Genomic DNA, 23595 nt, shown 5'->3' with positions numbered 1-23595 from the left:
TCCCTCGGGGTCATGGAGTTGCCTGAAGGGTTTTTGATGGGTTGCTGCTGGTTGTTCGAGGGGTTTGTACTGACAACAATGACAGAGCCGCGTCACTCCGTGACCCGAGAGGACGACGATGTCCCCAGCTTCCGTACGCCCCGCCGTCCGGCTCTCCGAGCGGGACTGCGACCTGGACGCCTTCCGCGCGCTGGTCGAGCGCCGGACCGACCCGGCCGACCATCCGCGCGCCGCGGCGATCGAGCGGGGCGTGCCCGTCTACGACGCGGACCGGCTGGACGACGCGGAGGCCGAGCTGGTGCACACGCTCGCCGACGGTCCCGGCGTGCTGGTCGTGCGGGGCGCCTTCCCCGACCGGGCGGTGGTCGACCGGGCCACGGCCGTGTTCGACGCCCTCATCGAAGCGCAGCGCGCCTCCGGCACGGTCGCCGGTGACCACTTCGCCGCGCCGGGCGCCAACGACCGGGTGTGGAACGCGCTGGAGAAGACGGCCCGGCACGATCCCGAGGCGTTCGCCGACTACTACGCGAGCGACGTGCTCGCGACGGTGGCCACCGCCTGGCTTGGCCCCGGCTACCAAGTGACCTCGCAGCTCAACGTGGTGCACCCGGGCGGTGCCGCCCAGGACCCGCACCGCGACTACCACCTGGGCTTCCTCTCCGCCGAGCGGGCCGCCGCCTACCCGGCGCACGTGCACCGCCTCTCCCCCGTGCTCACGCTCCAGGGCGCCGTCGCGCACTGCGACATGCCGGTGGAGTCGGGGCCGACGCTGTTCCTGCCGCACTCGCAGAAGTACGAGCCCGGCTATCTGGCCTGGCGGCGCCCGGATTTCCGGGCCTACTTCGAGGACCACCACGTGCAACTGCCGCTCGCCAAGGGGGACGCCGTCTTCTTCAACCCCGCGCTGTTCCACGCGGCGGGCGCCAACCGCTCCTCGGACGTCCGGCGCATGGCCAACCTGTTGCAGGTGTCCTCCGCGTTCGGGCGTGCGATGGAGACGGTGGACCGGGAGGCCGTGGTCGAGGCGGTCTACCCGGTACTGCTCAGGCGCCGGGCGGAGGGCTTCGGCGAGCGCTGGCTGGAGAACGTGATCGCGGCGAGCGCCGAGGGCTACGCCTTCCCCACCGACCTGGACCGTGACCCGCCGGTCGACGGACTGGCCCCGCCGTCGCAGGCCGATCTGGTGCGGCGGGCGCTGCGCGAGGAGTGGAGCGCCGGGGCGCTGCGGGACGGGCTGCGGGCCGCCGCCGCGCGGCGCGGGAGCGGAAGGGAGGGCAGGTAGGCCATGGGGCTCCTCGACGGCAAAGTGGTCCTCGTGGGCGGCGGCACCCAGGGCGTGGGCGCGGCCGTCGCCCGGGCCGCGGTCCGTGCGGGCGCGGTGGTGACGGTGAGCGGCCGCCGTCCCGGGCCGGGTGAGACCCTGGTGGCGGAGCTGACCGCCGACGGCGGCAAGGCGATGTACGTACGGGCCGACCTGGCCGACGCCGAGCAGGCCGGGGGGTCGGTGCGGGAGGTCGTCGCCGCGTACGGCCGGGTCGACTGTCTGGTCAACTCCGCCGGGCTGACCGCGCGGGGCACACTGCTGGACACCACGCCCGAGCTGTTCGACCAGCACATCGCGGTCAACCTCAGGGGGCCGTTCTTCGCGATGCAGGCGGCCGTCGCGGACATGGTGCGGCGGGGCGCGCCCGGCACGATCGTCAACGTCATCACGTCCTCGGCACACGGCGGACAGCCGTTCCTCGCCCCGTACGTCGCCGCGAAGGCGGGCCTGGCCGGTCTCACCCGGAACGCCGCGCACGCCCACCGCTGGGACCGCGTCCGGATCAACGGGCTGAACATCGGCTGGACGGCGACCGAGGGCGAGGACGCCACCCAGCGCGCCTTCCACGGTGCCGGGGACGACTGGCGTGAACAGGCCGCCGCCCGGCTGCCGATGGGCAGGCTCGGCGAGCCGGACGAGATCGCCGACTTCGTGGTCCTGCTGCTGTCGGACCGCTCCGGCGTGGTCACCGGCTCGGTCATCGACTGGGACCAGAACGTCCTGGGCGGCCTCGACTGAGCCGCCCGTTCCCCTCACGTACCAAGGAGCACAACCCATGCGTATCGGAATCCTCGGCCTCGGCCGGATCGGCGCGTTCCACGCCGAGACCCTGTCCGGACTCGACGCGGTGGAGTCGCTCGTCGTCTCCGACCCGGTCACCGACGCCGCGAAGGGCGCCGCCGAGCGGTTCGGGGCCGAGGTCGCGGACTCGCCGGAGGCGGTGCTGGCCGCCGGGGTCGACGGGGTCGTGGTGGCCGCGGCGACCGACGCGCATCCCGCGCTGATCCTCGCCGCCGTCGCGGCGGGCGTGCCGGTGTTCTGCGAGAAGCCGGTGGCCCGCACCATGCCGGAGGGCGTGGCGGTGCTCAGGGCCGTGGCGGACGCGGACGTGCCGGTGCAGATCGGGTTCAACCGCCGCTTCGACGCCGGGTTCGTCGCCGCCCGTGCCGCCGTGCGCGCCGGCGAGCTGGGCACCCTGCACACCGTACGGTCGACCACGCTGGACCCGGCGCCGCCGCCGGCCGCGTACATCGCCGCCTCGGGGGGCATCTTCCGGGACTGCTCGGTGCACGACTTCGACATCATCCGCTGGGTGACGGGCCGTGAGGTGAGCGAGGTGTACGCGGCGGGCGGCAACCGGGGCGCCGACTTCATCCGGGAGGCGGGCGACGCCGACACCACCGGCGCGGTGCTGACCCTCGACGACGGCACGCTGGCGGTGGTGTCCAACAGCCGTCACAACGGGCGGGGTTACGACGTCCGCATGGAGCTGCACGGCTTCACCGACTCCATCGCGGTGGGTTTTGAGGAGAGGCTGCCGCTGCGCTCGGTGGAGCCCGGGGCGGCGTTCCCCTCGGGCACCCCGCACGACTTCTTCATGGACCGCTTCGCCGCCGCCTACCGCGCCGAACTCGCCACGTTCACCGAGGTCGTCGCGGGTAGGCGGCCCTCGCCGTGCACGGTCGCGGACGCCCTGGAGGCGGGCTGGACCGCGGAGGCGTGCACGCTGTCGCTGCGCGAGCACCGGCCGGTGCGGGTCGAGGAGGTGCGCGCCGACTGACCCCGTGCGTCAGTGGTGGAAGCCGGGCTGCGGCTCCGCGTGCAGCACCGGACCCCGGCCCAGGCGGCCGACGGCCTCGCGGATGTCGTCGGCGAGCAGCGCGATCTTGTCGTAGCTGATGCCGTGCCGGACCAGGACGCGCTGGACGACGGTGTCCTGGCGGCTGGGCGGCAGGGGGTACGTCGGGACCTGCCAGCCCCGGCGGCGCAGCTGGTCGGAGAGGTCGTAGAGGGTGAACGGCGAGCCGGCCGGGTCGGTGAGGGTCCAGCAGACGGCGGGCAGGCCGTCCTCGCCATCGTGCAGGACGGTGAAGGGGCCCATGCCGGTGAGCTGTTCGGCGAGCATGCGGGCGCTGGTGGCGCAGGAGCCGTGCACCTTGGTGTAGCCCTCGCGGCCCAGGCGCAGCAGGTTGTAGTACTGGGCGACGACCTCGCCGCCGGGGCGGGAGAAGTTCAGGGCGAAGGTGGGCAGGTCGCCGCCGAGGTAGTCGACGTGGAACACCAGGTCGTCGGGGAGCACGTCGGCCGACCGCCACACCGCCCAGCCCACGCCGAGCGGGGCCATGCCGTACTTGTGCCCGGAGGCGTTGATGGACGCCACCCTCGGCAGCCGGAAGTCCCAGACCAGGCCGGGCTGGAGGAAGGGGGCGACGAAGCCGCCGCTGGCCGCGTCGATGTGCAGCGGGATGTCGAGGCCGGTGTCGGCCTGGATGCGGTCGAGTTCGGCGGCGATCTCGGCGACGGGTTCGTAGCCGCAGGTGAAGGTGACCCCGAGGATGGCGACGACGCCGATGGTGTTCTCGTCTACGTGTTCGCGCAGTTGGTGGGGGCGCAGGCCCAGGGCGTCCTTCTCCAGCGGGACCTGGCGCAGTTCCACGTCGAAGTAGCGGGCGAACTTCTCCCAGCAGACCTGGACGGGTCCGGTGACCAGGTTGGGCCGGTCGGCCGGTCTGCCCTCGGCGTGGCGGCGGTCACGCCAGCGCCGTTTCAGGGCGAGGCCGCCGAGCATGCCCGCCTCGCTGGAGCCGGTGGTCGAGCAGCCGAGGGCGCCGCCGTCGGCCGGGGCGTGCCACAGGTCGGCGAGCATGTGGACGCAGCGGTTCTCGATCTGGGCGGTCTGCGGGTACTCGTCCTTGTCGATCATGTTCTTGCCGAGGCACTCGTCCATCAGCGCGTGCACCTCGGGCTCCGCCCAGGTGGTGCAGAACGTGGCCAGGTTCTGCGAGGCGTTGCCGTCCAGGCCGAGTTCGTCGTGGATGAGGGCGCGCACCGCGCGGGGGTCGTGCGCGGCCTCGGGGACGCGGTTCTTCGGCAGGGTGCCCGCGGTGACGGGCAGGGTGTAGACGTCGTCGAAGGGGCCCGGCGCCGGGCGGTTGGTCTCGTGCAGGGCCATGGTTCGCGTCCATGTGTCGGGGACCGTCGCTGGTGGAAGGCCGGGGGCGAACACCCGAGCGGCACATGTGAGGGACAGCGACGCTCGCCCTCGGCCTCCCTCACTTCAGCACCCTGGCACAGGGGGCGCGGGCCTGCCGCTCGGGCGCGTCCGCCCGGGGCGGCCCGGGCGGGTGCGGCCGGGTCAGGTACCGGCCGGGATGACCCCGGCCGCCTGGAGGCGGGAGGGGTCGGCGCGCAGGATGGCCTCCTGGGCCTGGCGCAGGGAGGGGCCCGGTTCCACACCCAGTTCCTCCCGCATGACCTGGCGGGCGTGGTGGTAGACGCCGAGGGCGTCGCCCTGGCGGCCCGCCCGGTAGAGGGCCGCCATCAGCTGGCGGTAGAAGGGCTCGCGCAGCGGGTGCTGGACGAGCAGGCCCTTGAGGTCCTCGATGACCTCGTGGTGGCGGCCGAGGGCGAGGGCCGCGTCGATGCCGAGTTCGGTGCAGTTCAGCCGTTTCTCCTCCTGGACGGCGGTGAACGCGGCGATCTCCAGGGAGCCCGGGACCCCGTCCAGGACCGGGCCGTGCCACAGGGCGAGGGCCCGTCGGAAGAGTTCGAAGGCCTGACGGAAATCAGCCGCGATGTAGCGTTCCCGGCCACGGGCGTAGAGTGCTTCGAATTCCTGGAAATCGGTCAGCGCGCCGCTGACGTCCAGAATGTATCCGGGTGATGTCGTGACGATCGGCGTGGTGCCCCGGGGGCCGCACAGGAGTTTCCGCAACTGTGAGACGTGGACGCGGAGGCTGGCGAACGCGCAGCGCGGCGGTCCTTGCTCCCACAGCTCGGCCACGAGTTTCTCGCCGGGGACCGTCTCCCCCGCCCTGACCAGCAACAGGGCGAGCAGCTTGGCGAGTTTCGGCGGCTCGGGCGTGAGATCGAGGCCGCCCCGGGACACCCTCAGCCGTCCCAGCAGTTCATAGCGCAGTGGCTGGTCGGCCGGTACAGAGGACAGGGACACAGCAACCCCCCGAATGCGTGGCACGCATTCAACTAAATTTCCGGTTCCCCCGTCCGCCCCTTGGTCCAGGGGCGCCTATTACTCGACAGTATCACTGCTTTTCGGGAAGCCTATGTCAGCCGGTTCCGCGATGCCAGCCCTTCCCCGTTACACGGCCATTAAAGGGAAGGTAACGAGGGAAGGTGCCGGGCCCGGTTCGGGGAAATCCGCCGCTCAATTAACAGCGCTCAGCCCGGTCCGCCGCTGGGGCGGGCCGGGCTGCGTGCGGTGCCGGGAGGGCTCAGGGGTTCACAGGGTGTCGCCGAGCCAGGTGAACAGGCGCTCGTGGTAGAGGCGCATGGCGCCCGAGTGGCAGTGCGCGCCGCCGCCCTCGTCGGCGGTGAAGACGTACAACGTCTTGGGGGAGTTCAGGCCCGTGTACACCTTCTTGGCGTGTTCGAGTCCGGCGAAGAACAGATCCTCCTCGGCGTCCAGGACGAGCACCGGACAGCGCACCTCGCCGATCACGTCGGCAAGGCCGAACCGGGGCAGGACGCGCAGCAGTTCAGCGGGGGTGGCGGCGCCGAAGGTCCACAGCGCCTGTCGCAGCAGCCAGCGGGTGAAGGTCTGCTGGGCGGCGATCCCCCACATCACCGGATTGGCGAAGTCGTCGCAGCCCTGTTCCACCCACTCCAGCACGAACGGCGGCAGCGCCACCACGTCACCGAGCTGCCAGACCGCGTCATGGGCGACGGCCGCGGCCAGCCGGTGCTCGTGCGCCGCCGCGCGCAGCGCCAGCAGTCCGCCGAGGCTGGTGCCGACCAGCGCGAGGCGGTCCGGGTCCACGCCGGGCAGGCCGAGCGCGAAGTCCACGACCGGGGTGACCACCCGCTCCCAGTCGGGCCGGAAGACCAGGCCCTGGTCGCGCAGCACCGAGCCCTGGCCGGGGCCCTCGAAGCACAGGCAGTTGTAGCCGCGGGCGAGGGCGGCGGCGGCCACGAAGAAGTATCCCTCCTCCAGGGTGGAGTCGATGCCGCCGTGGTGGACGACGGTCGGGCGGGGTTCGCCGGAGTCGTCCGCGGCGTAGAAGTGGCCGGGCAGGGTGGTGCCCTCGTAGGGGATGCGGACGGGCAGCGGCGGCCGGTCCATCAGGCCGGCGGCGGCGGTGAAGGTCTCCTGGGAGAGCCGCATCAGCCGCAGCGCCTCGGCGTCGCGCGGGTCGTCGCGCTGGAAGAACTCGGCGGTGCGGTAGTAGTTGTGGGCCCGCAGCAGGGCCGCTCGGGCGTCCTCGGCGCGGCCCTCTTCGCGGGCGGTGCGGCCGAGGCCGTGGACGCGGTCGGCGAGCACCGTCCAGGCGTGCCGCCAGCCGTCGGTGTCACCGCCCGGGACCCGGGAGGCCACCGCCATGACCTCGCCCAGCTGCGCGCCGCCGTAGTCGGCGTATCCGGCGGTGCGCAGGGCCTGGTAGTCGAAGGCGGGGTCGTCGAAGAGGAATTTCATGGCTGCGGCTCCTCGGGTGGTGGCGGGGGCTCGGGCGCCGTGCCGGGGGTGGTCCCGGCCGGGTGCGCGCGGGTTCCGTTCAGGAAGGTGTCCACGATCGTCTCGGCGAACTTCGGTGACTCCACCGGTCGTTGCCGCAGGATCAGCCGGGCCGCCATCGGGCCGCTGAGGATCTCCACGGCGTCGTCCAGGTCGAGGCCGGGGCGGAGTTCGCCGCTGTCGACGCCGTCCCTCAGGGCGTCGAGCAGGGCCTCGCGGCGGGCGGCCACGACGGTGTCCTCGAAGCGCTCGACCAGGTGCGGGCGGCGTACCGCCTCACTGAGCAGGGACCCCATCAGCCGGTGCAGGGGGGTGTCCTGGCCGCGGTGGCGCAACTGGTCCACCAGGGTCACCAGCCGCTGCCGCAGGTCCAGTCCGGCGAGCGGCGGCACGGGCAGGTCGAGGGTGGTCAGCGCGGACAGGACCAGTTCCTCCTTGTTGCGCCAGCGCCGGTAGATGGTGGCGCGCGCCACCCCGGCCCGCTGGGCGACCAGGTCCATGGAGAGGTCGCCGTAGGCGCGTCCCTCGCCGAGCAGGGCCAGGGTGGCGTCCAGGATGGCCCGGTCGGCGGCGGGGTCCCGCTGGCGTCCGCCCCGGGAGGCGCGGTCCCGGGGGACGGACGGCTGGTCGAGGTGGGAGGGCATGCGGGGTCGGACCTCCTGGGCGGTCGCGGGGATGGCCTGTTGCCGACGCTAGAGGCGGCCTCCAATCGAGTCAATGGTGTATCGAAACATCGTTGACTCGATTGACCGTCCCGTGGCCGGAGTTGCGGGCGGGTCAGGCCGGGCCCAGCGCGCGGGCCACCAGGAACCCTCCCGTCACCCCGTCACAGCGCAGCCGCCAGCCCGCCGCTCCCCCGCCCGTCGGACCACCGACGTCGAGGTGCCTGAAGTCGGCGGCCAGCCCGACGCCGAGCGCCTTGGTGTACGCCTCCTTCAGCGTCCACAGCCGCACCAGACGGGCGTTGCGCTCGGCCGGTGACAGGCCGTGCAGCCGGGCCAGTTCGTCGGGGTGGCAGAACCGCTCCGCGAGACCGGGGGCGACCAGCGGGCGGTCCCGCGCCTCCACGTCGACGCCGATCAGCCGGTCGTGCGCGACGCCGACGACGAGCATCCCGGCGGTGTGGCTGATGCCGACGTCGAGACCGCCGGGCGCGGCCAGCACCGGCCGCCCGCGCGGGTCCCGCTCCAGCCGCACCCGCTCCGGCGCGGTTCCGGCGACCGCGGCCACGACCTGGCGCAGCAGCAGCCTCGACCCCGACAACCGGGCCCGCACGGCGGGGTCACGGGCCGTCAGATAGCGGGGCCAGTCGGCGCCCAGGAGCGCACGCGGCCGGCACCCGGCCGCCCGCGCCCATTCCTCCAGCGGGCCGTGGCAGACGACATGACCGTGGCGCCGCGCACCCTCGGCCACCGCCCGCCAGCCGCCCTCCGCTCCCGGGGAGAGGGGCCCGATCGGCCGTCCGTTCGCCATGGGGGACCTCCTTCACCGGCACCGCGTGCCAACACGGAACGCACCGCCCCGCGCACAGAACGTTGCACCCACTCGGACTCCTCGCGCCCAACCCATGACGTGCGCAGCAATTTTGACTTTACGTCTCCTTTTCACCGCACCCCGAGGCTTGACCCATCGAGTGGCACCCGGTGCCACCGGTCACCGACCGCGGAAAGGACAGCCTGTGCCGCACCACCTTCAGCTCCGAACGTTGACGGACGCCGTACGCACCGGTGTGGACCGCCACCCCGAACGTGCCGCGTTCGTGTACCTCCACGAGGACGGCCCGCTGATGCGGCCCGAGGAGATCAGCTACGCCGAACTGGACCGCCGGGCACGGGCCGTGGCCGTCCGGCTGCGGCACGGCTCCGTGGGCGACCCGGCCCGCCCGGTCCTGCTGCTCTACCCGCCGACGCTGGACTTCGTCACCGCGTTCCTCGGCTGCTTCTACGCCGGACGCACCGCGATCCCCGCCCCGCTGCCCGACGAGCCCGGCGAACGGCTGGCCCGGGTCAGCGGCATCCTGCGCGACGCCGGGGTGGGCGCGGTCCTGACGCTGCCCGAGTTCCGCCAGCCGATCGGGGCCTGGCTGACCGCGGCGGGCGTCCAGGACGTGGCGTGCCTGTCGACCGGCGCCGCCGACCTCGCGGAGACCGACCCCGGCCTGTGGCACCCGCCCGCCGTGCGCGACGACGACGTGGCGTTCCTCCAGTACAGCTCGGGTTCGACCAGCGAGCCCAAGGGCGTCATGGTCACGCACGCCAACCTGGCGGCGAACGAGGAGGCCATCCGCACCGCCCTGCGCACATCCGAGGGCGTGGTGGCGGGCAGCTGGCTGCCGCTCTACCACGACATGGGCCTGATCGGCATGACGCTCCAGCCGCTGTGGGTGGGCGGCACCAGCGTGCAGATGTCCCCGGTGGCCTTCATCAAGCAGCCGCACCGCTGGCTGCGCATGATCCACGACTACCGGGTCGAGGGCACCGCCTCCCCCAACTTCGGCTACGACCTGTGCCTGCGCCGCGTCACCGAGGAGCAGTCGGCGGGGCTCGACCTGTCCAGCCTGCGCGTCGCCCTGAACGGGGCCGAGCCGGTGCGCGCCGGGACGCTGCGGGCGTTCGCCGAGCGGTTCGCCGGGCACGGGCTGCGTCCCGAGGCGCTGGTGCCGTCGTACGGGCTGGCCGAGAACACGCTGCTGGTCTCCGGCAGCGACCCGGACGAGCCGCCGCTGGAACTGACCGTGGACGCCCACGCGTTGGAACGCGACGAGCTGCGGCCCGCGCGCAGCGACCGGGCCGCCCGCACCCTGGTCGGCTGCGGGCGGCCCAAGGACACCGAGGTGCTGGTGGTCGACCCGGTCTCGCTGCGGGTGCTGACGGACGGGCGGGTCGGCGAGATCTGGCTGCGCGGCCCGTCGGTGGCCGCCGGCTACTGGAACCGGCCCGAGCTGACCGAGGAGACCTTCCGGGCGGCGACGGCGGACGGCCGCGCGGGCTTCTTCCGCACCGGCGACCTGGGCGCCCTGCTCGACGGGGAGCTGTTCGTCACCGGGCGGATCAAGGAGATGCTCATCCAGCACGGCCGCAACCTCTACCCGCAGGACATCGAGCAGCTGGTGCAGGAGTCGTCGGAGGCGTTCCGGCGCGGCGGCGGCGCGGTGTTCACCGTCGCCGACGCGGCGGACCGCGCCCATGTGGTGGTGGTGCAGGAGCTGCGCGACGGCGTCGCCCTCGACGCGGACCTGCCACGGCTCGCGGCGACCGTGCAGGCGCTGCTGAGCCGTCAGTTCCAGCTGGCGGCGGCGAGCGTGGTGCTGGTGCGGCCCGGGGTGATCCGCAAGACCACCAGCGGCAAGACCCAGCGCACGCTGATGCGGCGGCTCTTCCTCGACGGCGCCCTGCCCGTGCTGCACCGGCGGCTCCAGCGCCCGGTCGCCGATCTGCTGCCGGACCTGGGCACGGCGCCCGAACAGGCCGCCACCGCGGTGCCGTCCGCGCACTGAGTCCCGTACCGAGTCCGTAAGCCCGGCAACGACCCGAAGAGAGAAGCACGCCATGAGCATCGCCCCCGGCACCCGTACCGCGCCCACGACCCTGACCGGCTCCCCGGAGCTGGAGTCATGGCTCACCGGGCGGGTCGCCTTCCACCTCCAGCGCGCGCCGGAGGAGATCGACCCGGACACCCCGCTCGCCGACTACGGCATCGACTCGGTCGCGGCGATCAGCGTCTGCGGCGAGATAGAGGAACGGTTCCGGCTCGCGGTCGCGCCGACGATCGCGTACGACTTCCCGACCGTGCACGCCATCGCCGAGCACCTCGCGGAGCGTCTGGCCGGGCGTACGGCGGGTGAGGGCCGGTCATGAGCGAGCGCGAGCCGATCGCGGTGGTCGGACTCGACTGCCGCTTCCCCGGCGCCCGCGACGCGGCGGAGTTCTGGTCGCTGCTGATGGACGGCCGCGACGGCACCGGCCGCGTCCCCGCCGAGCGGTGGGACGCCGACCGCTACCACGCCGTGGTGCCCGATTCCCCGGCCAGCACCTCCCAGAAGCGGGTCCCGGGCCGCACCAACACCGTCCGCGGCGGGTTCATCGCCGACCCGGACGCCTTCGACCCCGGCTTCTTCGGCATCGCGCCGCGTGAGGCCGCCGCCATGGACCCGCAGCAGCGGCTGCTGCTGGAGTGCTCCTGGCGGGCGATCGAGGACGCCACCGTCGCCCCGGCCGACCTGGCGGGCACCGGCACGGGCGTGTTCGTCGGGGTGATGGCCAACGAGTGGGCCTACCTCCAGCTCTCCGACTACGACCGGATCACCGCCCGGTACGGCTCCGGCAACGGCTACTTCATGGGCGCCAACCGCGTCTCCTACCACCTCGACCTCAAGGGGCCGAGCCTGGCCGTGGACACCGCCTGCTCGTCGTCGCTGGTCGCCGTGCACCTGGCGGTGAACTCGCTGCGCGCGGGCGAGAGCGACTACGCGCTGGCCGCGGGCACCAACCTGATCATGACGCCGGTGATCAACATCTTCTACGCGCAGGCCGGGCTCTCCGCGCCGGACGGCCGCTGCAAGCCGTTCAGCGCCCGCGCGGACGGCATCGGCCGCGCCGAGGGGGTGGCGGTGCTGGTGCTGCGCAGGCTGACGGACGCGCTGGCCGACCGGCAGCCGGTGTACGCGGTGCTGAAGGAGACCGGCACCAACCAGGACGGGCGCAGCAACGGCATCACCGCGCCCAACCGGTGGGCGCAGCAACGGCTGATCGAGTCGGTGTGGCAGCGCGCCGGGGTGAGCGCCGACGACATCGCGTTCGTCGAGGCGCACGGCACCGGCACCCTGCTCGGTGACTTCATCGAGGCGCAGGCCCTCGGCGAGCTGACCGGCGGACGCGGCGGTGGCAGTGTGGGGCTGGGCTCGGTGAAGAGCAACCTCGGGCACGCGGAGGGTGCCGCCGGGATCGCCGGGCTGATCAAGGCGGTGCTGGCGCTGCACCACCGCACGGTGCCGCCGAGCCGGTTCGCCGACGACGAGAACCTCTCCCTCGAACTGGCCGGGCGGCGGCTGTCGCTGCTGCGGGCGCCGCTCCGGCTGCCGTCGGGTCCGGTGCACGCGGCGGTCAGCAGCTTCGGGATGGGCGGCAGCAACGCGCACGCGGTGCTGGCCTCCGCGCCGCGCGCCGTGCACCGGGGCCGCCCCGGCGCGCCGGGCGTGTTCACGGTCTCCGCCCGCACCCCCGAGCGGCTGCGCGCCCAGCTGCTCGACCAGGCCGAGGCACTGTCCCGCCGCCCGGCGGGGCAGCTCGCCCAGCTCTGCTGGACCAGCAACCGGGTCAAGTCCCGGCTGCCGTACCGGGCGGCCGTGGCCGCCGCCGAACTGCCCGCGCTGGTCGCCGGGTTACGGGCGGCGGCCGAGCACGCCGACCGGGTGCCCCGGGTGGACGTGGGACGGCGGGCCACGGCACCGGTCGCGTTCGCCTTCACCGGGCAGGGCTCCCAGCATCCTCGGATGGCCGCCGCCTGGTACCGGTCCTGCCCGGCCTACGCCCGTCACCTCGACGACATCGACAAGGTGCTCGCCCCGCACACCGGGGTGTCGGTGCGCGACGCGGTGCTGGACGGTGACCCGGAGGCCGGGCGGGCCCGGCTGGCGCAGCCCGCGCTGTTCGCCGTGCAGTACGCGATGGCGAGCACGCTCGCCGAGGCCGGGATCCGGCCGTCGTACGTCATCGGGCACAGCGTCGGCGAGTTCGCCGCGGCCTGCGCGGCCGGGGCGCTCGACGTGGCGGACGCGGCGCGGCTGGTGGCCCGGCGCGGCGCGCTGATGGACACGCTGCCGCAGGACGGCGGGATGCTCGCGGTGAGCCTGCCCGCCGCGGCGGCCGAGTCGCTGCTGGTGGGGCGGCGGCGACTCGGCCTGGCCGCCGTCAACGGCCCCGACAGCGCGGTGATCTCCGGGGACCTGGCGGAACTCGCCGCCATCGAGGCCGAGTTGGCGGAGCGGAAGGTGCCCGCGCGGCGGCTGAGCGTGTCGCACGCCTTCCACTCGCCGCTGATGCGGCCCGTGGTGGCCGGGTTCCGCGCCGAGTGCGCGGACGTGCCCGGGCGCAGGCCCCGCATCCCGGTCTTCTCCACGGTGTACGGCCGGGCGCTGGCCGGGGCGGAGACGCTGGACGCCGACTACTGGGCGGAGCAGATCGGCGCGCCGGTGCGGTTCGCGGAGGCGGCCGGGGCGCTGCTGGCCGAACAGGTCGGGCACATCGTGGAGATCGGCCCGCGCGCGGTGCTCACGCCGCTGCTGGCCCGGCTGTGCTCGGACCTGGACCACCCGGTGCGGCTGCACGCCGCGCACCCGGGCGAACGGGCGTCCGGCCACCGGCCGCTGGAGCTGCTGGGCGAGCTGTGGAGCGCCGGGCTCAGCCCGGACTGGGACGTCCTCTACGACGGGTCGGACCGGGTGCCGCGGCGGCTGCCGCCGTACCGGTTCGACGACACCTTCCGGGCCTGGCGCTCCGCCACCCCGCCCGGCCCCGGGGAGCCGTCCACGTCGGCCGTCCCCCCTGACGTGGACACCACCGCGGTGCCGTCCGCCCCCGCTCAGGAGCCGCCGGACTCCCTCGCCGCGCTGACGCGCCGCCTGGTGTGCCGGGTCGGCGGGCACGGCCCGGACCAGGTGCACGACCACGCGCTTCTCCACGAGGACCTCGGCTTCGACTCGATCCGGGTGATGGAGCTGAAGACCCGCATCGAGGACGCGCTGCCGGACCTCGCCCCGCTCCCGGTGGAGGAACTCCTCGCCAGCCTCCGCACGGTCGCCGACCTGACCCACTACCTGCGCGAGCGCACCGGGGAGACCCCGGCGGGGGCCGCGACCGCACCGTCGGAAGCCGCACCCTCGGCCGCCACCGCACCACCGGCCGCCACCGCACCACCGGCCGCCACCGCACCACCGGCCGCCGCCGCATCGTCGGGCGCCACCGCGCCACCGGACAGCACCGCATCGTCGGGCGCCACCGCGCCACCGGCCACCGCCGCATCGTCGGGCGCCACCGCACCACCGGCCGCCGCCGCATCGTCGGGCGCCACCGCGCCACCGGACAGCACCGCATCGTCGGGCGCCACCGCGCCACCGGCCACCGCCGCACCGTCGGACAGCACCGCACCACCGGCCACCCCCACACCACCGGACCCCGCCGCATCAACGCGCGCCGCCACGCCATCGGACCCCGCACCGCCCGACCCGGCCGCCCGGCCGGACGCCGCGCCGCAGGGCGCCGCCTCGTCCGCGGGTGCCCCCGCACCGCCGGGCCCCGGCGCGCCGTCCAGCACCCCCGCACCGGAAGGAGCCCGTTCATGACCTCCCCCGTCCAGCCCACCGCCCATCTGGTCTCGGTCGGTACCTGTCTGCCCGGGGAGCCGGTCGACAACGCGACGCTGGCCAAGCTGGTCGGGGTCGACGAGACCTGGGCCGAGATGTTCATCGGCAACACCAGCCGGTACTTCGCCGTCGACCTGGCGACCGGGCAGGTGCGGCACACCCTCGCCGACATCGCGGCGACCGCCGCCGACCGGGCGCTGACGGCGGCCGGTATGGAGCCGTACGACATCGACGGCATCGTGATGGGCACCGCCACCCCGGACCAGCTGATGCCCGCCACGGTGAACCTGGTCGCCGACCGGCTGGGCATCGACAACGTGCCCACCTACCAGCTCCAGTCCGGCTGCGCGGGCGCCGTGCAGGCGCTGGACGTGGCCCGCACCCTGCTGCTCGCCGGGCGCTGCCGGACCGTGCTGGTGATCGGCGGCGACGTGTGCGCCAAGCATCTGGAGACGGACTTCGACCCGGGCACGCGCACCTCGGCCGAGCTGGTCAACTACGTGCTGTTCGGGGACGGCGCGGGCGCTGCCGTGCTCAGCGCGGAGCCCGCCGGGGCGGGCATCGCCGTGCGGCAGGTGCTCAACCGGCTGGTCGGACTGGGCCGGGAGCCCGGCCAGGTCATCGACTGGTTCGGGCTCGGCGACCGGCACAGCGACCGCACGGCGGTGTCGGAGGACTACAAGGCGATCGAGGAGGCGGTGCCCGCGCTGGCCCGGCAGATGTTCTGGGAGCTGATCCAGGACGTCGGCTGGGCCGCGGACGACATCGGCTTCCTGCTGCCGCCGCAGCTGTCCGGCCGGATGAGCGACCGCATCTCCGACGCCATGCCCGCCCCGGACGCCCGGCGCGTCAACGTCGTACGCCAGGTCGGCAACAACGGCAACGCGCTGCCGTTCCTCCAGCTCGCCGAGTTGCTGAGGGAGTGGGAGGGGCCGGGGCGCGCGGTCGCCGTCGCCGTGGAGTCCAGCAAGTGGATCAAGTCCGGTGTCGCGCTGGAGAGGTCATGACACGAGAGACACAGCACGCACAGCACACGCGGCACGGCCGGGAGCACCGTCCGGCCGCCGCCCCCGGCACCTGGGACGACCCCGGCGCCCTGCACACCCTGCGCGAGCTGCACCGCTCGGGTGCCCTCGCCGCCGAGTACACGGCCGTACCGTCGCTGCTGGCGCGGATGCCCCGCTCCCAGCTGCCCGCCGCCGGGCAGCTGCTGGCCAGGCTGGACCCCAAGGAGGTGCGCCGGCACGCCCCCGAGGTGACGGCGGTGCCGGTGGCCGTCACCGGTCACTCCACGGTCGCGCCGGTGGTGGCGCCGCTCACCGCCGAACTGGCCCGGCACGGCCTGCTGCTGGAGGCGGCGGTGGCGCCGTACGGGTCGTACCTGGAGGACCTGATGCGTCCGGCGCGGGCGGAGGAACCGCAGCTGACGCTCTGTCTGCTGGACGCGCAGACCGTGTTCGACGACGTGACCACGCCCTGGCGGGTGGCGGACGTGGCGACCGCCGCGCGGGCCCGGCTGGCGCTGCTGGGGAGCGCGGTGCGCATGCACCAGGAGGCGGGGCGCGGGCTGCTCGTCCTCAACACCGTGCCGCTGCTGCGCCGCTTCACCCACCAGCTGGTCGACCTGCGGTCCCGGTCCCGGCTCGGCGCGGTGTGGCGGGACTTCAACACCGGGCTGCTGGAACTGGCCGAGCGGCACCCCGGCGTGGTCGTCGTCGACCTCGATCCGCTGACCGGCGAGGGCGTCCCGGCGTACGAGCCGCGCACCGGGCAGTACGCCAGGGCCCGGCTGTCCGACCCGCTGCTGGCCGCCTACGCCCGGGAGGCCGCGCACGTGGTCCGGGCGAGGCTCGGCCGCACCCGCAAGGTGCTGGTGCTGGACCTGGACGGCACGCTGTGGGGCGGCATCCTCGGCGAGGCCGGTCCCGACGGTGTGGAACTGGGCTCCGGGCTGCGCGGCGAGGCGTTCCAGGAGTTCCAGCGGACCGTCGCCCAGCTCGGCTCGCAGGGCGTGCTGCTCGCGGTGAGCAGCAAGAACGACGACGGCCCGGTGGGCAGGACGCTCTCCGGTCATCCGGGGATGGTGCTGCGCGAGGACGACTTCGTGCGGATCAACGCCAACTGGAAGGCCAAGCACGACAACCTGCGGGACATCGCCACCCGCCTCGGCCTCGGTCTGGACAGCTTCGTCTTCGTCGACGACAGCCTCTTCGAGTGCGGTCTGGTCGCCGACCGGCTGCCCGAGGTCGCCGTGGTCCGGGTGGACGCCGAGCCCGCGCTGCACGCCCCGGCGCTGCTCGCCGACGGCTGGTTCGACCTGTTCGAGCTGACCGAGGCCGACCTGGAGCGGGCCGGGCGCTACCGCACCGAGGCGCTGCGCCAGGAGTTCCGCGAGGACACCGGCTCCTACCAGGAGTACCTGGAAGGGCTCGGCATCGAGGTGGCCCTGCGTCCCCCGGACGACACCGAACTGGGCCGGGTCTCCCAGCTCACGCTGCGCACCAACCAGTTCCACCTGGCCACCGAGCGCCTCCAGGTGCCGCAGGTCGCCGAGTGGTCCGAACGCCCCGGCCACCATGTGATCGCGGTGCGGGCCCGGGACCGGTTCGGTGACCACGGGCTGGTCGGCGCGCTGTTCCTGCGCCGCGACCACGAGACCCTGCGGATCGACAACTTCGTGCTCAGCTGCCGGGTGTTCTCCCGGGGCATCGAGGACGCCTGCCTGGCGGCGGTGCTGGCGTTCGCCCGGGACACCGGCGCCACCGCGGTCACCGGCCGCTATCTGCCCTCGCCGCGCAACACGGCGTTCGCGTCCTTCTACGCCGACCACGGCTTCGCCGTCACGGGCACCGACCCGGACGCCCCCGACGCCGTGTTCTTCCGGCACGACCTCGCCGCCCCCGCCCCCGCCCCCGCCCATCTGCGGCTGGACGCCGCGTTCGGGCCGTTCGACGGAGACCGCGCATGACCACCGCCCTCGCCGACGCCACCGGCTTTCGCACCCTGCTCCAGGAGGAACTCGGCCTGTACGTCGACGCCGACGACCTCGACCGGCCGCTGGACGACTTCCCCGACTGGGACTCGGTGCTGCTGCTGCGCCTGGTGACCGTCGTGGAGAGCCTGTCCGGGCAGCGCGTCCCGGTCGCCGACCTGCTCACCGCGCGGACCTTCCGCCAGCTGTACGAGGCGGTGGCGGGCCGATGACCGAGCGACCGGCCGACGGCGCCTGTGTGCACTTCCACGCGCTGTTCCTGGACACCCAGCTGGACGTGGTGCTGCCCGCCCGGCTCGGCAGGCTCCTCACCGGGCGCACCCCCGATGAGCGCGTCGAGGAGCCCGTCGAGGAGCGCGCCGAGCCCGTCCCCGAGCAGCAGGGAGCCGCCCGGTGATCCCGCATCCGGAACTGCTGAGGTTCGCGCTGCCGCACGCGCACGCGCAGGGCGTGCCCGGGGACGTCCTGCACCGGCTGGCGCACCGCCTCACCGACGATCCCAAGGACGAGGGCCCCGGCACCTGGACCCACGAGTGGTCCTCGCTGGCCAGGGCGGCCGAGGCCCGCGGCCGGGACCTGGACGCCGTCCGCGCCTACGCGATGGCCCGCTTCCCCTACGTCGACGGCCCGGCGCGGCAGGCCGCCCAGGACGCGTCGGTGGCGGCCTTCGACCGCTGGCGCAAGCGGGTGCGCGGCATCTCCCGCCTCGACCTGCCGCACGGCGACGCGGGCTTCGCCTGCTGGGCGGCCGGTCTCTCCCACCGTGAACGGCTGCCGCTCGTCCTCGTCGTCGGCGGCCTCACCGGTACGAAGGAGCAGTGGGCGCCCGTCCTCGCGGACGCGGGCCGCCTCGGCGCGGCCGTGGTGGTCACCGAGCTGCCCGGCGTCGGGGAGAACTCCCTCACCTACGGAAGGGACAGCACCGGGATGCTCACCTCTCTGCTGGACCTGCTCGGCCGCGCCGCGGACGCCTCCCGCACCTGTGTGGTGGGGCTGAGCCTCGGCGGCCATCTGGCGCTGCGGCACGCGCTCACCGACGACCGGGTACGGGGCCTGGTCACCGTCGGCGCCCCGGTCCGTGACCTGTTCACCCGGCTCGCGGAGGGTGCCCCGCCGCCCCGGCTGGTGCGGCTCACGCTCTCCCATGTGACACGGACGCCGGTGGACCGGCTCCCGGCGGCGCTCGGGGACTGGGCGCTGACGGACGACGAACTGGCCGGGCTGCGCGCCCCGGTCGCCTATGTGGCGAGCCGTGGCGACAAGGTGGCGCCGTACGCGGACGCCGAGCTGCTGCGGCGGACGGTGCCCCGGCTGCGGCTGGTGGAGAACGACGTGCTCGGCGCGGCGCCGGAGCGGGCCGCCGAGACCCGGCTGTGGCTGCTGGCGCAGGCGCTGCGGTCGGCCGGTACGGCGGGCGGGGTGCGCCGGGCGGCGTCCGCCCGGGTGCGGGCGCTGCGGTTGCGGCGACGGCTGGCCGGGGCGCCCGCGGGAGCGGCCGTATGACCACTTCGGCCCCGGTGTCCTGCCTCGGCCGGACGCCCCGCGCGGACGCCCGGCTGCGGCTGTTCTGCTTCCACCACGCGGGCGGCGGGGCGTCGTTCTACGCCTCCTGGGCGGGCCGGGTCCCGCCCGGGGTGGAGGTGCTGCCGGTGCAGTTGCCCGGCCGGGAGGCCCGCTTCCGGGAGCCGCGGTTCTCCGACGCCGGGGAGGCGGTGTCGGCGCTCGGCCGCGAGCTGGCCCCGCTGCTCGACGAGCGCCCTTGGGCGGCGTACGGGCACAGCATGGGTGCGCTGCTGGCGTTCGCGCTGGCGGCGGCCCGGCTGCGGGAGGGGGGCCGGGGCCCCGAGGCGGTGTTCCTCGGGGCCTACGCGGCACCGCACCGCACGCCGACGCTGCCCGCGCCGGACCGCTACGGCGACGCCGAACTGGCCCGTGCCCTGGTGGGTTTCGGCGGCCTCGACCCGCGGTTCCTGGACCGGGACGACTGGCTGCGGGCGCTGCTGCCGATCGTCCGGGACGACCTGCGGATCTGCGCCAGCCACCGGCGGGCCGGGCTGCCGGACCCGGACGACGAACGGACCCGGCTGCCGGTGCGGGTGGAGGCCTTCGCGGGCACCGACGACCGGCTGGTCGACCCGGCGGGGGTGCGCGCCTGGGGCCGCTACGCGCGCGACTTCCGGATGGCGTGCGTGCCCGGCGGCCACTTCTTCCCGCGCGAGGCACCGGTGCCGTTCTTCGACCGGTTCAACGGCTCCCTGCACCGGATCCTGGCCGCCCTGGACCCACCACCCGGGGCACGTTCCTGATGCGGCGCCGGATGACGTCGGCGTTCTTGTCGTACAGGGCGCGCTGTTCGCCGATGCCCGGCATGACCCACACGGGCCGCGCCGAGCCGTCGGCGAAGGTCAGGCCCTCGGTGTCGGGGCGCAGTCCGGTGAGGGTGAGCGCGAAGTCCGCCAGGTAGTCGATGCCGCCGTCCGCGGTGAGGCGGAACGGGCGGTCGTGGCCCGGGTAGATCACGTCGGACACGGCCAGCACCCGTTCGATGCTGCGGGTGGCGGCGTCGGCGTCCCAGAACACCAGCGGGTTGCGGCGGGTGCGGGCGACGTACGCGAAGTGCAGCGCGTCGCCGGTGATGGTGGCGGTCCCGGCGTCGGTGGCCACGGTCACCCCGATGCTGCCCGGGGAGTGTCCGGGCAGCGCGATCACCGCGACGCCGGGGACGATCTCCTCCCCGTCCACGACCTCCCGCACCCGCAGCTGCTCCAGCAGCAGCCCCGTCCAGGCGGGCGTCGCCCAGTCGTTGGCGTGCGGGGTGTGGGCGTAGCGCCGCTCGTCGGCGTGCAGGACGAGGGTGGCGGCCGGGAACAGGTCGATGTTCTGTACGTGGTCCCAGTGCGCGTGCGTCAGGACGACGGTGTCGATGTCGTCGGCCGTCAGGCCGTGTGCGGCGAGCGCGTCCCACAGGAAGGGGCGGCGCCCGACGTGCGCGGCGTCCACGAGGATGTTCCGGGGCCGTCCGGTGTCGTCCGCCCCGCGCACCAGGAACACCCCGCAGAAGGCGGGGTACCCCTGGTCGGTGTCGATGGCGAACCCGGGCAGCAGGATGTCGACGGTGGGCATGGGTCTCCCTTGGGTGTCAGGCGGTCAGCGCCGCGCGGATCGTGTCCAGGCAGCCCGGGTTGGCGAGGGTGGACAGGTCGCCGGGGTCGGTGCCAGTGGCCAGGGCCTTCAGCAGACGGCGTACGGTCTTGCCGTTGCGGGTCCTGGGGAGTTCGGGCACGGCGACGACCCGGGCGGGGCGGAAGGCGGGGCCCAGGGCGTCGGCGACGCGGGCGGTGATCCGGTCGGCGTCGGCGGGGCCGAGGGTGTGGCCGGGGGCGGCGACCGCGAAGCACCACAGCGCCTCGCCCTTGACCGGGTGCGGGACGCCGACGGCGGCGGCCTCGGCGACGGCCGGGTCGGTGACGACGGCGTCCTCGGCCTCGGCGGGCCCGAGGCGCTTCCCTGCGACCTTGATGACGTCGTCGAGGCGGCCGTGCACGAACCACTCCCCGCCCCTGCGGGAGACCAGGTCGCCGTGCGACCAGCGGCCCGGCCGGCGGGCGAAGTAGGTCTCGGTGAAGCGGTCGCGTGACCCCCACAGCCCCCGGGTCATGCCGGGCCAGGGGCGGCGCACCACCAGTTCCCCGGGCACGCCCTCGGGCGGCTCGGCGCCCGTGCCGTCCTCGATCACCGCGTCGATGCCGAGGCAGGGCCCGGCGAAGCCGCCGGGTGACTGGGGCACGGTCGGCGCGGAGGCGAGCAGGGAGCCGCCGGCCTCGGTGCCGCCGCAGATGTTGACGACGGGGCAGCGTTTGCCGCCGAAGGAGGCGGAGTACCAGTGCCAGGCCTCCTCGGTCCACGGCTCCCCGGTGGAGGCCAGGATCCTCAGCGAGCCGGGCGCGGCGGGCACGGCGGGCGCCCGGTCCATCAGGGCCCTGGACAGGCTGGGCGAGCTGCCGAAGACGGTGACGCCGTGGTCGGCGAGGAGCCGCCACAGCCGCCCGGCGTCGGGATGGTCGACCGCGCCCTCGTACGCCAGGACGCTCGCCCCGGCGAGGGTGGCGCCGATCGCGACGAGCGGGAACATGATCCAGCCGGGGTCGGTCACCCAGCACACCACGTCCTGGCGGTGGACGTCGAGGTGGTAGCGGACCTCGCTGCCGACCTGCGCCGGGAAGCCGCCGTGGGTGTGCACGGCGCCCTTGGGGCGGCCGGTGGTGCCGGAGGTGTGCAGCAGCAGGAAGGGCGCGTCGGCGGGGAGGGAGCGGACGGGGGCCGGGTCGGCGGCGGACAGGGCGTCCCAGGAGGTGGCCGTCGTGTCGTCCCCGGCCGTCGCCACCACCACCAGGTGCCGTACGGCCGGCGCGCCGCGCAGGGCGTCGCGGGCGACGGGGGCCATGGCGTACCGGCGTCCGTGCCGGGTGGTGTGGGCGGCCGTCACCAGGACCTTGGCCCCGGCGTCGGCGAGCCGGAGGGCGATGGCCCCGGCGCCGAAGCCGGAGAACAGCGGCACGAGGATGGCGCCGATCCGGGCGCAGGCGAAGAGGAGGACGAACGCCTCGGCGCCGGGCGGCAGATGGCAGGCCACCCGGTCCCCTTCCGCGACGCCGAGTGCGCGCAGCCCGCCCGCGACCCGGGCGCTGTGGGCGGCGGTCTCGGCGTAGGTGAGGACGCCCCGGCTGCCGTCCTCTCGTTCGAAGCGCAGGGCGGGCGCGGTGCCGTGGCCCTGCCGCAGATGGCGTTCCAGGCAGGAGTCGGCGAGGTTGGTGCGGGCGCCGGGGAACCAGCGGGTTGCCGCCATGCCGCCGGAGTCGTCGAGGACGCGGCGCGGCGGCTCGTGCCAGACGATGCCGAGGTCCACGACGGCGCGCTCCCAGAACCAGGCGGGGTCGGCGGCGGAGCGGGCCTGGAGGGCGCGGTGGCCGCCGTCGACGCCGTAGCGGCGGCAGAAGGCGGTGATGTTGCTGTGTTCGACGAGTTCCGGTGGCGGGTACCAGGCGTGGTCGTTCATCACCGGGCCCCCGCCCCGGGGTTCTCGATCAGTGCCGCGATGCCCTGACCGCCGCCGACGCACAGCGCGATCACCCCGAACCGGCCGCCGGTGCGGCGCAGTTCGTGGGCTGCCTTGAGCAGCAGCACCGCTCCGGTGGCGCCGACGGGGTGGCCGAGGGCGATGGCGCCGCCGTTGGGGTTGACCCGGTCGGGGTCGAGTTTGAGGGTGTCGAGGACGGCGAGCACCTGGGCGGCGAAGGCCTCGTTGAGTTCGATGACGTCGATGTCGTCGGTGGTGAGGTCGTTGCGCCGGAGCAGGACGCGGATCGCGTCGGCGGGGGCGACGCCCATGATCTCCGGTTCCAGGGCGGTGACGGCGGTGTCCCGCAGCAGGCAGAGCGGGGTGGTGCCGGCGTCGGCGGCCCGCGTCAGCAGGACGGCGGCGGCGCCGTCGTTGATGCCCGCGGAGTTCCCGGCGGTGACGGTGCCGTTCTCGGTGAACACGGTCCGCAGGGTCGCCAGCTTCTCCACGGTGGTGCCGGGGCGGGGGTGTTCGTCGCGGTCGACGACGCCGTCCGGGGTGGCGACCGGCACGATCTGCGCCTCGAACCGGCCCGCCTCGAGCGCGGCGGCGGCCCGGCGCTGGCTCTCGGCGGCCCAGCGGTCCTGCCGGTCGCGGGAGATGCCGTACCGGTCCGCGACGATCTCGCCGGTCATGCCCATCGGGTAGTGCCCGAACGGGTCGGTGACCAGGGAGAGGGTGCCGTCGATCACCGGGTCTCCGACGAGTTCGTCGGGGGCGTGGGCGGTGTAGTCGAGCCGGGGCTGCCGGGTCATCGACTCGTTGCCGCCCGCCACGACCACGTCGGCGGCGCCGCACATGAGGCTCTGCGCGGCCGACCGGACGGCCTGGAGTCCGGAGCCGCACAGCCGGTTGACGTTGTACGCGGGCGTCCGCACCGGCAGCCCGGCGGTCAGCGCGGCCCGGCGGGCGTTGAACGCCTCCGGGCCCACCTGTCCGACACAGCCGAGGACGACCTCGTCGACGGCGCCGAGCCGCATCCCGGCCCGGACGACGGTCTCGCGGATCACCAGCGCGCCGAGCCGGTGGGCGGGGGCGGCGGCGAGGGCGCCCCGGTGGCGGCCGATCGGGGTGCGGGCCCCGTGGACGACGGCGATGTCTGCGGGCATCG

20 protein-coding genes are annotated in these 23595 nt (G+C 74.5%); 12 read left to right on the top strand and 8 right to left on the bottom strand.

Going from position 1 to position 23595, the window contains the following annotated elements:
• Positions 1-118: 118 nt before the first annotated feature.
• The 3 genes from KBY47_RS12710 to KBY47_RS12700 are packed head-to-tail and all read left to right on the top strand — an operon-like array spanning position 119 to position 3104.
• Positions 119-1282, top strand: a complete 1164-nt coding sequence (locus KBY47_RS12710) for a phytanoyl-CoA dioxygenase family protein (protein WP_210921163.1) — start codon at positions 119-121, stop codon at positions 1280-1282.
• A 3-nt stretch (positions 1283-1285) separates the two neighbouring features.
• Positions 1286-2062 (top strand): SDR family oxidoreductase, encoded by a 777-nt coding sequence (locus KBY47_RS12705; RefSeq protein ID WP_210921162.1) that lies wholly within the window; start codon positions 1286-1288, stop codon positions 2060-2062.
• 37 nt (positions 2063-2099) lie between these two features.
• The gene (locus KBY47_RS12700) at positions 2100-3104 is read left to right on the top strand and encodes a Gfo/Idh/MocA family oxidoreductase (protein WP_210921161.1); all 1005 of its coding nucleotides are present in this window, start codon (positions 2100-2102) and stop codon (positions 3102-3104) included.
• A 9-nt stretch (positions 3105-3113) separates the two neighbouring features.
• Here KBY47_RS12700 and KBY47_RS12695 read toward each other — a convergent pair whose 3' ends face one another.
• From KBY47_RS12695 to KBY47_RS12675, 5 genes are all read right to left on the bottom strand, one after another.
• Positions 3114-4496, bottom strand: a complete 1383-nt coding sequence (locus KBY47_RS12695; RefSeq protein WP_210921160.1) for a glutamate decarboxylase — start codon at positions 4494-4496, stop codon at positions 3114-3116.
• A gap of 183 nt (positions 4497-4679) precedes the next feature.
• Entirely contained in the window at positions 4680-5495 is an 816-nt protein-coding gene (locus KBY47_RS12690) for an AfsR/SARP family transcriptional regulator (RefSeq protein ID WP_210921159.1), read from the bottom strand.
• Positions 5496-5783: 288 nt separating this feature from the next.
• Positions 5784-6974, bottom strand: coding sequence for a S9 family peptidase (locus KBY47_RS12685; protein ID WP_210921158.1), 1191 nt, complete (start codon positions 6972-6974; stop codon positions 5784-5786).
• Positions 6971-7657, bottom strand: coding sequence for a TetR/AcrR family transcriptional regulator (locus KBY47_RS37015; protein WP_210921157.1), 687 nt, complete (start codon positions 7655-7657; stop codon positions 6971-6973). Before KBY47_RS37015 ends, KBY47_RS12685 begins: the two co-directional genes overlap by 4 nt.
• Before the next feature lie 133 nt (positions 7658-7790).
• Positions 7791-8486 (bottom strand): 4'-phosphopantetheinyl transferase superfamily protein, encoded by a 696-nt coding sequence (locus KBY47_RS12675; RefSeq protein ID WP_210921156.1) that lies wholly within the window; start codon positions 8484-8486, stop codon positions 7791-7793.
• Positions 8487-8691: 205 nt separating this feature from the next.
• Between KBY47_RS12675 and KBY47_RS12670 the strand changes: the two genes are divergently transcribed.
• The 9 genes from KBY47_RS12670 to KBY47_RS12630 are packed head-to-tail and all read left to right on the top strand — an operon-like array spanning position 8692 to position 19671.
• Positions 8692-10509, top strand: a complete 1818-nt coding sequence (locus KBY47_RS12670; protein WP_210921155.1) for a fatty acyl-AMP ligase — start codon at positions 8692-8694, stop codon at positions 10507-10509.
• Positions 10510-10561: 52 nt separating this feature from the next.
• Entirely contained in the window at positions 10562-10870 is a 309-nt protein-coding gene (locus KBY47_RS12665) for an acyl carrier protein (RefSeq protein ID WP_210921154.1), read from the top strand.
• On the top strand, positions 10867-14352 hold the full coding sequence (locus KBY47_RS12660) for a type I polyketide synthase (RefSeq protein ID WP_210921153.1): 3486 nt from the start codon (positions 10867-10869) through the stop codon (positions 14350-14352). Before KBY47_RS12665 ends, KBY47_RS12660 begins: the two co-directional genes overlap by 4 nt.
• Entirely contained in the window at positions 14349-15380 is a 1032-nt protein-coding gene (locus tag KBY47_RS12655; RefSeq protein WP_210921152.1) for a 3-oxoacyl-ACP synthase III family protein, read from the top strand. Before KBY47_RS12660 ends, KBY47_RS12655 begins: the two co-directional genes overlap by 4 nt.
• Positions 15377-17341 carry an HAD family hydrolase gene (locus KBY47_RS12650; RefSeq protein ID WP_210921151.1) on the top strand — a complete coding sequence of 655 codons (1965 nt, stop codon included), beginning with the start codon at positions 15377-15379 and terminating at the stop codon, positions 17339-17341. Before KBY47_RS12655 ends, KBY47_RS12650 begins: the two co-directional genes overlap by 4 nt.
• Positions 17338-17577 (top strand): phosphopantetheine-binding protein, encoded by a 240-nt coding sequence (locus tag KBY47_RS12645; protein WP_210921150.1) that lies wholly within the window; start codon positions 17338-17340, stop codon positions 17575-17577. Before KBY47_RS12650 ends, KBY47_RS12645 begins: the two co-directional genes overlap by 4 nt.
• The gene (locus KBY47_RS12640) at positions 17574-17762 is read left to right on the top strand and encodes a hypothetical protein (RefSeq protein WP_210921149.1); all 189 of its coding nucleotides are present in this window, start codon (positions 17574-17576) and stop codon (positions 17760-17762) included. The genes KBY47_RS12645 and KBY47_RS12640 overlap by 4 nt, the downstream gene beginning before the upstream one ends.
• Positions 17759-18868, top strand: coding sequence for an alpha/beta fold hydrolase (locus KBY47_RS12635; protein ID WP_210921148.1), 1110 nt, complete (start codon positions 17759-17761; stop codon positions 18866-18868). The genes KBY47_RS12640 and KBY47_RS12635 overlap by 4 nt, the downstream gene beginning before the upstream one ends.
• On the top strand, positions 18865-19671 hold the full coding sequence (locus KBY47_RS12630) for a thioesterase II family protein (RefSeq protein WP_210921147.1): 807 nt from the start codon (positions 18865-18867) through the stop codon (positions 19669-19671). Before KBY47_RS12635 ends, KBY47_RS12630 begins: the two co-directional genes overlap by 4 nt.
• Here the strand turns inward: KBY47_RS12630 and KBY47_RS12625 are convergent.
• Genes KBY47_RS12625 through KBY47_RS12615 form a run of 3 tightly spaced genes read right to left on the bottom strand, consistent with a single transcriptional unit; the run spans position 19610 to position 23593 of the window.
• Positions 19610-20488 (bottom strand): MBL fold metallo-hydrolase, encoded by an 879-nt coding sequence (locus KBY47_RS12625; protein ID WP_210921146.1) that lies wholly within the window; start codon positions 20486-20488, stop codon positions 19610-19612. The genes KBY47_RS12630 and KBY47_RS12625 overlap by 62 nt on opposite strands.
• Positions 20489-20504: 16 nt before the next feature.
• The gene (locus KBY47_RS12620; RefSeq protein ID WP_210921145.1) at positions 20505-22421 is read right to left on the bottom strand and encodes an AMP-binding protein; all 1917 of its coding nucleotides are present in this window, start codon (positions 22419-22421) and stop codon (positions 20505-20507) included.
• The gene (locus tag KBY47_RS12615; RefSeq protein ID WP_210921144.1) at positions 22421-23593 is read right to left on the bottom strand and encodes a thiolase family protein; all 1173 of its coding nucleotides are present in this window, start codon (positions 23591-23593) and stop codon (positions 22421-22423) included. The genes KBY47_RS12620 and KBY47_RS12615 overlap by 1 nt, the downstream gene beginning before the upstream one ends.
• Between the last annotated feature and the right edge of the window lie 2 nt (positions 23594-23595).

The sequence above is a fragment of the Streptomyces sp. B93 genome, assembly GCF_018070565.1.
GTDB lineage: Bacteria > Actinomycetota > Actinomycetes > Streptomycetales > Streptomycetaceae > Streptomyces.
This window is presented reverse-complemented; position numbering and strand designations above follow the sequence as displayed.